The sequence below is a fragment of the Bacillus toyonensis BCT-7112 genome, from assembly GCF_000496285.1.
Classification (GTDB): Bacteria; Bacillota; Bacilli; order Bacillales; family Bacillaceae_G; genus Bacillus_A; species Bacillus_A toyonensis.
In genome coordinates this window covers 2344579-2359097 of sequence record NC_022781.1, presented here as the reverse complement: position 1 = coordinate 2359097, position 14519 = coordinate 2344579, and the positions used below count along the sequence as shown (strand labels likewise).

Here is a 14519-nt window from a genome sequence, read left to right as displayed (position 1 = left end):
AAACAGACTTACTAATTATTGTAGCATAATGTTTTGATATTTAAGCATAAAGTATTTCGTATATATAAAAAATACATTTACACATACAAAAAACCCTCCTCTATGGAAAGAGGAGGGTTGATATAAATTTATAGGAACATCATACCTGCAACTGCTGCGTTTAAGAAGTTCGCTAGTGTACCAGCGATAACTGCTTTAATCCCTAATTGTGCAATTTGTTTACGGCGAGTAGGAGCTAACGTTCCAGTTACACCTAATTGAATTGCAATAGAAGAGAAGTTTGCGAATCCACAGATTGCGAATGTTAAAATCAGATTTGTTTTTGCAGAGAAATCTGCCATATGTGGTCCTAAGTTTGCATATGCAACGAATTCGTTGATTGCAAGTTTTTGACCGATAAAGCTTGCTGCTTGTATAGCTTCACCTGGAGAAACCCCGATTAAGATTGCAAATGGTGATAATAAGTAACCGAAGATTAAATCTAGGCTAAGTTTAATATCGAACCAAGAACCAACCCATCCTAATAATCCATTTAATAAAGCGATTAATGCGATGAAAGCCATTAACATTGCTGCTACGTTAATAACAAGTTGCATACCTTCAGATGCACCACGTGCAGCTGCATCAATAACGTTTGCGTCTTCACGTTCTGTAGAAAGCTCAACGTTATTATCTACTTCTTCTGTTTCTGGCATAATTAGTTTTGCAATTAATAAACTTGATGGAGCTGCCATAATTGCTGCTGCTAATAAGTGTTCTAACGGAATTCCCATCGCTGCATAGCCGACAAGAACTGACCCGGCAACAGCCGTCATACCACTTACCATAATAGTGAAGAACTCACTATTTGTTAAGCGTGCTAAGTAAGGTTTGATTAAGATTGGTGCCTCAGTTTGTCCTAAAAATACAGTTGTTACTGAGTTTAAACTTTCTGCTTTAGAAGTTCCAAGAAGTTTACTTAATGCACCACCAACGACACTAACAAATTTCTGCATAATACCGAAATGATATAAGATTGCTACTAATGAACTAATAAATACAATTGGAAGTAGTGCTTGAATAAAGAAGACAAATCCCCAAGGGCCTTTTGCGTTGACTAAATCCCCAGCAACGAACCTAATTCCCTCGTAAGAAAAATTAATTAATCCTTGAACACCATCAGCAGCGTGTTTTAAACCTGCTTTACCAGCATCCCAGCGTAATACGATAAATGAAAATGACATTTGTAATGCTAGCGCGATTAAAATTGTGCGCCAATTAATAGCTTTGCGGTTGGAAGATAGTAAAAAAGCAATTGCTAATACTCCAATCACGCCGCCAATTCCCCATAAAAGATTCATGCAGTGTATGCTCCTTCCTCATAGTAAAAAAGTGTATAAACCAGTTGTCTATACTTTTGCGAATATAACATCTTAAGTAACTTATCATAATGGACATCGGAGGTCAAACGTCTAACGAAAAGTTTAAATAAAAAGAAAATTCTTCAAAAAAACACATATGAAATGAATAGACATGAAATAGGTTATGTTTTTTGTGGGAATATATTCATTGTGATAACGTTTTGAGTGATTTTTATAGAATATAGTGTACGAAATAGGAAAATGAACGCATAATTTTTGTGTGGAGAGAGAACGAAAGGGGATTACTATATTGAGTTCTTTAAAAAAGAGCCTTCTAGTAATCTAGAAGGCTCTGAAACTATAACTTAAGGTGCTTTCGTATAACCTAAGAAGTGGCTCTTCCAATAAGAGTTACTTAATGAAGCGATTGCTACCCCTTTATCTCCAGATTGGATAAATGATCCGCCCCCAAGGTAAATTCCCATATGAGAAGGACCTGCTTTATAAGTGTTTTGGAAATAAATTAAGTCACCTGGTTGTGGACTTGAAGTTTTCGGTAAGCTGCTCCAATATCCCGCAACACTTTGACGGCTAATGTTATGACCAAATTTCTTAAATACGTGGTAGATGTAACCACTGCAGTCAACACCGTTAGCAGAAGTACCGCCCCAAACGTATGGTACACCTTGCATAGATTTCGCGTATGCAAGTAGAGAAGAAGTGTCACCGCTGTTGTTGCCTGTATTGTTGTTTTGATTGTTGTTATTTTGATTATTATTGTTGTTAGGCTTATCTACTGCACCACCAACTGGTGTTTTAGATAGGAAACGTGTTCCGATATAACCATTTTGGCCATTGTAGTTAATTTTACTCCATCCAGAGTTTTCAGAGATTACTTGCACCTTCTGTCCTTGCGAAAGTGCCCCTATGATTCTATAATTTGTACCTTCGCCACTACGTACATTTAGTGCAGAAGCATTAATGTAGTAGTCACCAATTGCACCTTGGTTAGGCTTTTCAGGTTGTTTCGGTTGTTCAGGAGTAGCAGTGCCACCTTTAACGAATTTTACAAACTCGCCACTCACAAAACCAGTTTTTCCTTGGTAATTAACTTTAAACCAGCTACCTTCAGATCCAACTACGTTTAATGTTGTACCATTTAACACGCCGCCAATTACACTATGGTAAGCAGCAGGGCCTGTACGAACACGTAGAGACGTTGCGTTAACAACGTAAGTACCACCAGTTTGAACAGTTACGTTATTGTTTTGATTATTATTTTGATTGTTGCCTTGTGAACCGTTTTCGTTAGAACCGCCCTTTGTTAGGTAGTCTTTACTTATGTAGGCAGCTTGTCCTGCATAATTGATTTTGAACCAATCTTGAACTTCGCCAACGACTTGTACTACTTGTCCTTTTGTAATAGAAGCTACAGTTGTATGAGAAGTGCTAGGGCCTGTACGAACACGAAGGGAAGATACATTTACTGTATAGTTTCCGCTTGCTGGTTGTACAGTTTGTTGATTCGTATCGTTTGTAGCTCCTGTATTTGCAGAAACGCCTGATACGAACTGACCACTAACATAACCAGTTTGTCCATTGTGATTGATTTTCACCCAACCATTTTCTTGACCAATTACGTTTAATGTTTGTCCTTCATACACACGTCCTGAAACGGAACTGGAAGTGTTAGGAGCTGTACGTACACGTAATACATCGGCAGTAACTTTATTCTTTCCACCTGTTGTACTTACATTGGAATTAGTTGCTCCCTTTTTTGATACAAATTCGCCACTGACAAAGCCAGTTTTTCCATTATGGTTAATTTTGAACCAACCATTTTCTTCGCCAATCACGTTTAATGATTGACCGTTATAAACACGAGAGATGATATCTTGAGAAGTGCTTGATCCTGCACGAACATGTAATACATCAGCATTTACCGTGTAAGATGAAGTGTTAGGTGCAGAAGCTTGTACAGTTTGTGTAGCAGCTTTTTGTGTATTTTGTTCCGGGGCAGCTTGCACACTATCAAGTGTAGGTGCTGCTCCTCCTGCTACAGACACTGCGGCAAGACCGGCAAGGTATTTTTTCATAGTTTGTCGATTCCTTTCTGTCTGTAATGTAGTGAAGAAAAATTTACCAACTATTAAAAATTCTAAAAGGCATGTCGATTACTGTCAAGACTTATGCGGGAAACTGAATGTGACAAAAAGATTACAAGAAAAAATCAAGGTATGAATTTCTACCTTGATTTTGATTTAAATACATATATTAACATTATAGGAAATGGTAATTATTCGTATTTAAGAAGATGGTGTGTTTGATTTTAAAAGGCTTTGAGAAAAGGATTTTTGTATTGTTTTTGTAATGGGGCCAACTTGACCATCTCGAATCGCAGCTCCATCAAGGTGAGTCATCGGTAAGATTTCAATCGTCGTGCCTGTAAAGAAACATTCATCGGCTTGATAAACGTCACGAATGCTAAAAAGTTCTTCTTGTACAGGAATGTGAAGAGTATTAGCTAAAGAAAGGACATACTGACGAATAATTCCGTTTAAAATAAGATGATTGGCTGGATGTGTGTAGAGTGTTCCATTTTTAATTAAAAAGAAGTTGGAACGGCTACCTTCAGTTACAATACCATTTCGTACGAGAAGGGCTTCTTTACAACCTTTGCGTTCAGCTTTCGTAGCAGCTAATACATTTGGTAGTAAATTTAATGATTTAATATCACAGCGAAGCCAGCGAGTATCTGGTTCTGATATAGCACGTACACCATATTCAATCCATAAAGCCGGTCTTTCCTTTTTTGTGATATAGGCATAGATTGTCGGGGGAATGTCATATGAGAATGCATGAGTACGAGCTTGTACACCGCGAGATACTTGCAAATAAATGGTTCCATCTTCGTAGAAATTATTACTTTCAATGAGTTTGTACAGTAAGGTGATGAGCTCTGCTTTTGAGAAAGGGAGCGATAATTCTATTTCTTCTAGGGAGCGATATAGTCTTGTTATGTGCGGATCTAATAAGTGAAAGTTTCCGTTGTAGAGCCGCATTACCTCGTAGACACCATCTCCAAATTGCAAGCCTCTTTCTTCTAGTTCTATGTATGTTTTTTGTTTTGTTGTATCAATAACTGCATCATTCCAAAGTACAAATCTTTCATATGCCAATTTCCATCCCATCCTTTCGTAAGTACTGAAGTAAGGTGAAACTTTGATTAATCGAGCTTATACGGTTAGACCACCCATATGATTTTTGAATCCGGCCAAATTTTGAAGTGGGATTCCTATTGCTAGTTCACGCGGCATAAAATCGCTATAGTAATTTTTATGTAAGCAATACTCTACATATGACGTATATGTATTTGTAAATAATAGGGAAGTAATAGAGATTTATAGCATTTTGTATATACAAATTCGAAAATAAGAAATAAGAATCCTGCCTATAAATAAAAAAAAGCAACATTCATATGGAATGCTGCAAAAGGAGGGTAGCTATCTTTCATAGGGATATCATCTTATTGAAGGTTTTGTACATGAGAACAAAACACTTTAAAAGACAATTAAAAGAAAGTAGAAAACAAACGGTTCGCATATTTCTTTAAGGGATCTTATTGAAGATGAGAGATAAGAAATATGTAGAACCTCGTTTACATATTTTATTATAGAGATGTTTCATTAATGTGGTGTGAATATTTGGTAAAGGTTACGTAATTTTAAAGTTAATGAATAGGAGAAGAAGGATAGCGGAAAATAAAAAAGAGGCTGAGATTACTCAGCGCTCTTCTTTTCTTCTTTAATAGCTGTTTTTACTTCACCAGTTTTAATCTTGTTACTTTCAGAGAAGCGAAGTAAGTCACCTTCAATGAGTTTGTCTGACATGTTCAATTCATTTTGGGCACGATCAATGAGTGGTTGAGATTCTTCTTTCGGTAATTGTACAACTTCGCCAGTAGCACGGTCGTAGAATGTACTGTTCGTGTACATGTACTTATCTGTAATGAAGCTACCGTCACGAAGAACAACGAATCCTTTATTATCAGGTGAGAATACGTCATGGCCAAATTGAATTTGATTCGTAGAATCTACACCAAGTAAGTTTAGAATAGTTGGTTTAATATCAATTTCACCAGTTGGTTTTGAAATTGTTTTACCTTCTTTTTGACCTGGAACGTGAATAAACATCGGTGTTTTTTGTAAGTTCATATGGTCAAATGCAGTAATTTCTTCTTTTCCTAAGAACTGTGCCATTGCACGGTTATGGTTTTCAGAAATACCATAGTGATCACCGTAGAATACGATCACAGAGTTGTCGTAAATGCCTTCTGCTTTTAGACGCTCAATAAAATGTTTCATTGCTTCGTCTAAATAGCGAGCAGTTACCATGTAACGGTCAAACACGCCATCACCAGAATTATATTCATCGATTAATTTCGTGTTGTCATCATAAGTGAATGGGTAATGGTTCGTTAAAGTAAGGAAGCGAGTGTAGAATGGTTGCTTCACTTCTTTTAACATATCGATAGATTGATCAAAGTATTCGATATCTTTTAATCCCCAATTTAATTTTGTTTCTGGCGTAATCTTGTAGTCAAGCTCGTTGTAGTAACGATCATAACCAAGTGCCGGATACATAATGTTACGGTTCCAGAATGTTGCGTTGTTTGCGTGGAATACCGATGTGTGGTACCCTTGCTGGCGTAAAATTTCTGGAGTTGCTGTGTATTCGTTGTTACCGTGTGTGAAGAATACAGCACCACGGTCTAGTGGATATAAAGAAGTATCTACTAAGAATTCAGCATCAGATGTTTTACCTTGCCCAGTTTGATGGAAGAAGTTATCAAAGTAATAACTTTCTTTCGTAAATTGGTTTAAGAATGGTGTAACTTCTTGTCCGTTAACTGTTGCGCCAATTAAGAATGTTTGTAATGACTCAAGAGAGACAACAATTACGTTTTTTCCTTTTGCAGTACCGAACATATTTGGATCTGGTTTACTTTGTGTTGTTTTCACATAGTTTTCTGTTTCTTGTAATTTACTACCGTCGGCAAATGCCTTTTGTGAACTTGACTTCGCTTGTAAGCCAAGATCGTATGCTTGGTGTACATATAATCCTAAGTTTTTAACAAGCATAACGCGGTCGAATGAACGTGTTAATAGTTCTGGACGTTCAGCTTCTGCAAACCCTAGGTTTACGAAGAAAATAGCAACTGTTGACACGAAGTATAGAGAACGCATCGGACGTGCTACACGCTCTGTCGGTGCAAAGTTTTTCTTCTTCTTCAATAAGATGAAGAATACGATAATATCCGCAAATGCAAGGATAATTTTGTAGTTAAATAATTCTTTCACACTAGAACCTAAGCTTCCAAAGTTAGAAGTTTGCCCTAGTACTGGTAAAGTAACGAAGTCATTGTAGAATCCGTAGAACATTACGTTACCAACAAGAATGAACGTTAAAACAAAATTAATTCCAAGTGCTATATAGTTACGTTTTTTTCCTTTTGCAAATAATGCAAGTCCCACAAACAGTAATGATGCTGCTAATGGACTAATGAATAAAATGAATTCTTGCATGAAAGATTCAAGTTTTAAATCAAAGCTTGTGCGTGTAATAATGTAGGTTTTCAGCCATACGGCTAAAGCTACGAATAAAGTGAAACGCACATTTTGAAATTGTGATTTCAAGGTTTCTTTCATTCATTTCCACCCTTTCTCTATCAGGCTTGGTCGATTTTGGAGCGAAAAATGCTAAAATAAAAAATACATAGTTTCTTTTGCCATAATTAGAGCTTCTATATTCACCCATATACGACTTTAACTATGCATACCCTTTTTTGGTTTCTTTTGCTGCTCATAAGTATAACGTCATTTCTGTATTATACAACAAAATTCATTTCTGAGAAACACTATAACATTTTACATTTTTTGTATGTGTTTTGTCACTACCAGAGAAAACTTTATCATTCGTTTATATGTCCGTCAACTAGAAAATATAACAAAGATAGAGAAGAATGTTAAGTGAAAGTGAAAATTTTCATGGTTGAGAAATAAGAAATGGAAATATGTAATGGTTTGTCTAGAAAACTATTATATGAAGGAAAGGGTATGAAAATTAACGAACACTTGTTCTTTTTAGGTTTGTTTGTTAAAATAAAAATTCATTGATAGATTATGTGTAATTTTGATAAACTTTTACTGGTAATATATTGTAGCTTATTTCTTTTGAAAAATAGGGGGGCTTTTACATGAAACAAAAATTTTCAGTTGAAGCGTTTTGGAAAAAAGTAAAACATGTTGCAAAGCAAGCCGGACAGTCGGTCATTTATGCCAGTTTATTACTGTTTTACGTTTTGCAAAGACCTGATGTTCCAAAGCGGGTGAAAATTATTGTAATTGGAGCACTTGCTTATTTTATTGCACCGATTGATGCCATCCCAGATTTCATTGCTGGAGTTGGTTATACGGACGATTTAGGGGCATTAACGGCGGCACTAATACAGGCGTCATTATATGTCAATGAAGATGTGAAAGATAAGGCACGAGTGAAGTTGGCAGAATGGTTTGGTTCGGATATAGACACATCATTTATCGATCAGAAATTAGATCAATAGGTGAGAACTGTCATAGAGTGACAGGGCGAACGTAAGCGAGGAAGTGCATTATGCCATCAGGAAAAACGCATACGAAAATAAACTTAATATCCCTTCCGGTTGTTTTGTTTCTGCTCTTTTCGTATGGATTAACAAATTTTGATTTTTTATTAACTTTTGCAATTGGCTTTTTAGTAGGTACTTCATTTTTAACACCTGATTTAGATACGTACAGTAATGCGTATAATAAATGGGGATTCCTGCGTATATTTTGGTATCCGTATAAGAAAGTAATGCCACATCGTTCCTTTCTTACACATACGATTATACTTGGTGATGTAATTCGTATTGCGTACATGTTAATCGTATTTTCTCCGTTTTTATTTCTATTAAATGTAATAGCACTGGACGGGAACTTAATAGAAATTGCGAAAAAACATGAGGTGGAAATTAAAACGTTCCTAATGGGAATTGTTGTGGCGAGCACGCTTCACATTATAGCGGATAAAACGAATACGCGCCGAAAGAAAATGATGAGAAAAAAGAAGAAACGAAGAAGATAAAGTGAAACTGTAATCGGTAGGGGCACCCCCCGCTAATTATTAGCTCACACTAATCGGGAAAAGGACACTTGCAAATTGCAAGTGTCCTTTTTTTAAACAAACGTTTGTTTAAAATTAAGCTTTCAGCACTTTAATTCCTTTTACAATGTTCCAGATGAAGTAGTATAAGCTGATGATTCCGCAAATAGCTAAGACAATCATTGCTCCAATTCCAAGTGTTACATCTGGTTGGTCCGATCCGATACCCATAATTCCTAAAATGGCTACGCCGATAAATGTAGCGATACTTGGAATGATATGTGTCCATAGAGCACGTTTTGCATGTGGCTTTGTTTCAGCATCCCCCACAATCCAAACGATGATTGGGAATAAGATAGGGGCAAATAGTACACTAAAGTATGATAAAGCAGCTAGTATTTTGTTTCCATTCATATATATCACCTCATAAATAATTTCCGTTGTTATACTATTATTATGCAGTAATTTTTACAAGCTTACTATCGATGAACATTACAAGAACGTGACGATTTTGTAAGATTTTTTCTTTAAATAATAAAATTTTCAAAAAAATCTTTTTTTATGGAAAACGCTGTGATAAAGTATAAATGGGATTAGATGAAAACGTTTTCTTGAACGTTTTTTATTTTTAGACTTAAAGGTATGATGACCTGATAGTCTATTGATGAGGTTATTCTATTTAAAAGGGGATTCTTTAGGGGGAGAGAACAATGAACACATGGACACAAGTTTATGATCCGTTCGGTAACATTTGGATTTCGGCAGCAGTCGCACTTATTCCAATCATCTTTTTTTTCTTAGCTTTAGCAGTTTTCCGCATGAAGGGGTATGTGGCAGGGTTTATTACAGTTGTACTTACAATTTTAGTAGCGTTATTCGCTTATAAAATGCCGTTTACGATGGCGATGGCAGCAACCGGATACGGTTTTTTATACGGACTATGGCCAATTGCTTGGATTATCATTATGTCGGTATTTTTGTATAAAATTTCCGTAAAAACAGGTCAATTCGATGTCATTCGTGCATCTGTATTATCTATTACAAATGATCACCGTTTACTCGTTATTTTAATTGGTTTTTCATTCGGAGCATTTTTAGAAGGGGCTGCGGGATTCGGTGCACCAGTAGCAATCACGGCAGCGCTTCTAGCAGGTCTCGGATTAAATCCTTTATATGCGGCTGGTCTTTGTTTAATCGCAAATACTGCACCGGTAGCATTCGGAGCGATGGGAATTCCGATTACAGTTGCTGGACAAGTAACGGGTATTGATCCACATAAAATCGGACAAATGGCTGGACATCAGTTACCGTTTCTATCATTATTTGTTCCGTTCTTCATCGTATTTTTAATGGATGGGTTTAAAGGGGTAAAACAAACGTGGCCTGCGTTACTTGTAGCAGGTAGTTCATTTGCAATTACACAGTTTATTACAGCAACGTTTCTAGGGCCGGAGCTTCCGGATATTACGTCAGCACTTGTAAGTTTAGTGAGTTTAGCGCTGTTCTTAAAAGTTTGGCAGCCGAAAGAAATCTATCAATCTAAACAAGCAAATAGTGAAGTAGCGGCAACAACGACGACATCTATGCCAAAACTCACAATAGGAAAAGTAGTGAAAGCATGGTCTCCGTTCATTATTTTAACGGTTATGGTAGTTGTTTGGAGCCAAAGCTTCTTTAAATCTTTATTTGCTCCAGGAGGCGCTTTAGAAAGTCTTGTATTTAAGTTTGAAGTTCCAGGCTTACACAATTTAGTAATGAAAGCAGAGCCGATAGTAAATAAACCAACGCCTTATGAAGCAATTTTGAAATTAGATGTTTTATCAGCGACTGGAACGGCAATTTTAATTGCTTGTATTATTTCTATCTTTATTTTGAAAATGAGTGCAAAAGATGCAGTAGCGACATTTAAAGAAACGTTAAACGAACTTAAGATGCCAATTCTATCTATCGGATTCGTATTAGGATTCGCATTTATCGCAAACTATTCTGGTCTATCTTCTACATTAGCGCTAGCGCTAGCAGGAACTGGCGGACTATTCCCTTTCTTCTCACCATTCCTAGGTTGGATTGGTGTATTCTTAACAGGATCCGATACGTCTGCGAACGCACTGTTCTCGAATTTACAAGCAATTACGGCGCAGCAAGTTGGCGTATCTGAAGTACTTCTCGTTGCGGCAAATACAACAGGTGGTGTAACAGGTAAGATGATTTCTCCGCAATCGATTGCAATTGCTTGTGCTGCAGTTGGACTTGCCGGAAAAGAGTCGGATTTGTTCCGTTTTACAGTGAAGCATAGTTTGTTCTTCGTTATTATCGTTGGTATTATGACGTATGTACAGGCATATTATTTAACGTGGATGATTCCATAAACAATAAAAGAAATAAACTTTTCATTTTTCAGATTATCGTGTATGATGAGAAAGTATTGAAAATTAAATCAGTGATAAACTAGGGGTGCCTAACGTATGCGTAGGCTGAGAGAGAAGCGCGTGAACTTCTTAACCCTTTGGACCTGATCTGGCTCGTACCAGCGTAGGGAAGTTAGCGGCTTTACATAATGATGTCTTTTATGAGCCAGGTCCTTATTTTTTTATGGACCTGGCTCTTTTTGTTTTGGCATACGCTGGCCATATCTCGTCCTTGTCACGTACAGGGGGGCAACAAAGGTTATGAAACAATCTGTTTCAGCTGAACAAATTGAATTGAAATCGAGTTTACCAGGAAGTAAGAAAGTGTATGTAGATGGACCACGGGAAGGTATGAAAGTACCGATGCGTGAGATTGCACAAAGCGATACGAATGGTGTCCAAAATCCGCCCATCCGTGTGTATGATACGAGTGGTCCTTATACGGATCCGGCCTATAAAGTGGAGCTGGAAAAGGGGATTCCAACGCCGCGTCATTCTTGGGTCATGGAGCGCGGGGATGTAGAGGCATACGAAGGGCGTGAAGTAAAACCAGAGGATGACGGTGTGAAAGTGGCTTCGAAACATACACCTGTTTTCCCGCAAATGGATCGTAAGCCGCTTAGAGCGAAGGAAGGTGCAAATGTTACGCAAATGCACTATGCGCGTAATGGCATTATTACGTCTGAGATGGAGTATGTTGCGATTCGTGAAGGAGTGGAGCCTGAGTTTGTTCGTAAGGAAATTGCAGAAGGTCGTGCGATTTTACCAGCGAATATTAACCATCCGGAAGCAGAACCGATGATTATCGGACGTAACTTTCATGTGAAGGTAAATGCAAATATCGGAAACTCTGCTGTATCTTCTTCTATTGCAGAAGAAGTAGAGAAGATGACATGGGCAACGCGCTGGGGTGCAGATACGATTATGGATTTATCTACAGGTAAAAATATTCATACGACGCGCGAATGGATTATTCGTAATGCTCCTGTACCGGTTGGAACTGTGCCCATTTATCAAGCGCTTGAGAAAGTAAACGGAATTGCAGAAGATTTAACGTGGGAAGTGTACCGTGATACGTTAATTGAGCAAGCGGAGCAAGGCGTTGATTACTTTACGATTCACGCTGGTGTATTACTTCGTTACATTCCAATTACTGCAAAACGTACGACAGGTATCGTTTCACGCGGTGGTTCGATTATGGCGCAGTGGTGTTTATTCCATCATAAAGAAAACTTCCTATATACTCATTTTGAAGAGATTTGTGAAATTATGAAGCAGTACGATGTTTCATTCTCGCTTGGAGATGGATTACGTCCAGGTTCGATTGCAGATGCAAATGACGAAGCGCAGTTCTCGGAGCTTGAAACGCTTGGTGAATTGACGAAAATCGCTTGGAAACATGATGTGCAAGTTATGATTGAAGGACCTGGACATGTACCGATGCACTTAATTAAAGAAAATATGGAGAAAGAACTTGATATTTGTCAGGGCGCGCCATTTTATACACTTGGGCCGCTAACGACAGATATTGCACCAGGATATGACCATATTACATCCGCAATTGGAGCAGCAATGATCGGCTGGTTTGGAACGGCGATGCTTTGTTATGTAACGCCGAAAGAACATTTAGGTTTACCAAATAAAGATGATGTTCGAGAAGGGGTTATTACGTATAAAATTGCAGCACATGCGGCTGATCTTGCGAAAGGGCATAAAACGGCTCATCAGCGTGATGACGCACTTTCAAAAGCACGTTTCGAATTTCGTTGGCGCGATCAATTTAATTTGTCTTTAGATCCTGAACGTGCGATGGAGTATCACGATGAAACGTTACCAGCAGAAGGAGCGAAAACAGCTCATTTTTGTTCAATGTGTGGACCGAAGTTTTGTAGTATGAGAATTTCACATGATATTCGTGAATATGCGAAAGAAAATGACTTAGAAACGACAGAAGCAATTGAAAAAGGAATGAAAGAGAAGGCGAAAGAATTTAAAGATACTGGTAGTCATTTATACCAATAACACGTTACACCTCTTTACTTGATTGATCACACTGTAGTACCTAACTTAATTATAGAAAAAGCCCCCTTTGCTAAGACGGTAGCAAAGGGGGCTTCTGTTTTCTTTATAAGGCAAAGAAGAGGTGTACCCAGTAGTATAAGAGGAATAATGTGACGACTGTTGTGAGAGGAATAACGATGAGAGATACGCTTAAATAATCTTTCCATTTTACTTTAATTTTGTTTTGTTTCAGAATATACATCCAGATGAGGGAAGCTAGTGTACCGATTGGTAATAATAGTGAACCGATGTCACTACCAATAATGTTTGCGAGGTAGATTGTTTTTAATGTGACTGGATCTAGCCCCATTTCTGTTAATGTGATTGTACCAATCATAAGGGCAGGGTGGTTATTGAAGACGTTAGAGAGGATGGATACAAGTCCGCCCATTGCAAAGCTAGCATAGAGTAAATGCTGACTTACAAGTGGCTCGAGCCATTGCACAAGTGCGGCTGTTAATCCTGCGTTGTGAAGCCCGTAAATAATGACGTACATAGAGAAGGCGAAGATTAAAATGTGCCACGGTGTCTTTTTTAAAATATCGACAGGGTTTGTTCGTAAGTAGTACCATCTCCAGATAAGAAGAACGAGGGAACCTAGCACTGCAACGATTTCGATTGGGATAGATAAGAAGGATGCAACGAACAGAAGACAGCGCATAAGGAAGACAAAACCTAATACTTTTAACATGAATTTTGTACGTTTTTGTTTCGTATCAACAGAATTGTTTCCTTTTAACGGATGGAAGTTTTTCGTGAAGAAAATTTCTTCAATATCATATGAAGAAACCGGTAATTTCTCTGGTAATTTTTTCTTTAAAACAGTGTACATGAGCCATGACATAAACAATAATCCTAATGTTGCAGGTACAAACATCATAGCAGTATGCATATAAAGAGTCATATTAACGATATTTAATGCGATTAAGTTTACGATATTACTTACACCGATTGGTGCACTAGAAGCAGTGGCGATTAAAGCACCGCTTAATAAATAAGGAATTTGTTGATGAGGCTTTAATTGAAGATTTTTCAGAAGAAGGATTAGAATTGGGGTTGTAATCAAAATACTACCGTCATTATTAAATAAAAGAGTCATAAGAAAGCATAGTAATTGAATATACCAGTATAGGCGGCGTCCAGAACCTTTCGCTAAATTTGCGAGTTTTGCTGCAGCCCAATGGAAGAAGCCGAAGCTTTCTAATATAACTGCCATAACGATGGTCGCCAATATCGTTATGGAAGCGCCTCCGATTTTACTTATAATGTCTATGACATCTGGCCTTGAGACAAGTCCAGTAATGAGGATAATACCAGCGCCAATTGCTGCTGGCCATGCCTCATTTAAGCCACGAGGTCGCCAAAAGATAACAATCATCGTTAAGAAGAATACAATAATAGTAATCCATATCTCAATGCTCATATTTTACCTACCTTTCTATTTTTCCTTGAATCAATGTAGCTTGTCTCAAGGTCTGTATTGGTAGTATATTCGAAAAAGAATAAGAGGAACTAGACGTATAATAGA

Annotated in this window: 10 protein-coding genes and 1 riboswitch; of the genes, 4 read left to right on the top strand and 6 right to left on the bottom strand. The window is 37.5% G+C overall.

The window, feature by feature from the left end; genetic code table 11:
* Positions 1–128: 128 nt before the first annotated feature.
* The 4 genes from BTOYO_RS12260 to BTOYO_RS12245 form a co-directional block, all read right to left on the bottom strand.
* Complete coding sequence (locus tag BTOYO_RS12260) at positions 129–1340, bottom strand: NupC/NupG family nucleoside CNT transporter (protein WP_001051031.1); 1212 nt, start codon at positions 1338–1340, stop codon at positions 129–131.
* 365 nt (positions 1341–1705) lie between these two features.
* Positions 1706–3436 carry a C40 family peptidase gene (locus BTOYO_RS12255; protein ID WP_000760247.1) on the bottom strand — a complete coding sequence of 577 codons (1731 nt, stop codon included), beginning with the start codon at positions 3434–3436 and terminating at the stop codon, positions 1706–1708.
* A gap of 210 nt (positions 3437–3646) precedes the next feature.
* Positions 3647–4531, bottom strand: a complete 885-nt coding sequence (locus BTOYO_RS12250) for a D-amino-acid transaminase (RefSeq protein ID WP_002040014.1) — start codon at positions 4529–4531, stop codon at positions 3647–3649.
* Positions 4532–5119: 588 nt separating this feature from the next.
* Entirely contained in the window at positions 5120–7048 is a 1929-nt protein-coding gene (locus BTOYO_RS12245) for an LTA synthase family protein (RefSeq protein WP_000665340.1), read from the bottom strand.
* A gap of 548 nt (positions 7049–7596) precedes the next feature.
* Here BTOYO_RS12245 and BTOYO_RS12240 point away from each other — a divergent pair.
* Together BTOYO_RS12240 and BTOYO_RS12235 are read left to right on the top strand one after the other, a co-directional pair.
* Positions 7597–7962 (top strand): YkvA family protein, encoded by a 366-nt coding sequence (locus tag BTOYO_RS12240; RefSeq protein ID WP_000810376.1) that lies wholly within the window; start codon positions 7597–7599, stop codon positions 7960–7962.
* A gap of 50 nt (positions 7963–8012) precedes the next feature.
* On the top strand, positions 8013–8504 hold the full coding sequence (locus BTOYO_RS12235; RefSeq protein WP_001139015.1) for a metal-binding protein: 492 nt from the start codon (positions 8013–8015) through the stop codon (positions 8502–8504).
* 114 nt (positions 8505–8618) lie between these two features.
* Here the strand turns inward: BTOYO_RS12235 and BTOYO_RS12230 are convergent, their stop codons facing one another.
* Positions 8619–8936 (bottom strand): magnetosome magnetite crystal formation protein family, encoded by a 318-nt coding sequence (locus BTOYO_RS12230; protein WP_001014094.1) that lies wholly within the window; start codon positions 8934–8936, stop codon positions 8619–8621.
* A gap of 296 nt (positions 8937–9232) precedes the next feature.
* Between BTOYO_RS12230 and lldP the strand changes: the two genes are divergently transcribed.
* On the top strand, positions 9233–10891 hold the full coding sequence (lldP, locus tag BTOYO_RS12225) for an L-lactate permease (RefSeq protein ID WP_001099311.1): 1659 nt from the start codon (positions 9233–9235) through the stop codon (positions 10889–10891).
* A 71-nt stretch (positions 10892–10962) separates the two neighbouring features.
* Positions 10963–11078, top strand: a riboswitch (TPP riboswitch).
* A 113-nt stretch (positions 11079–11191) separates the two neighbouring features.
* A complete protein-coding gene (gene thiC / locus BTOYO_RS12220; RefSeq protein WP_000814456.1) occupies positions 11192–12952 on the top strand; it encodes a phosphomethylpyrimidine synthase ThiC in 1761 nt (586 codons plus the stop codon).
* A gap of 103 nt (positions 12953–13055) precedes the next feature.
* On the opposite strand, the gene BTOYO_RS12215 is transcribed toward thiC, so the two are convergent.
* Complete coding sequence (locus tag BTOYO_RS12215; RefSeq protein ID WP_000021138.1) at positions 13056–14414, bottom strand: arsenic transporter; 1359 nt, start codon at positions 14412–14414, stop codon at positions 13056–13058.
* Between the last annotated feature and the right edge of the window lie 105 nt (positions 14415–14519).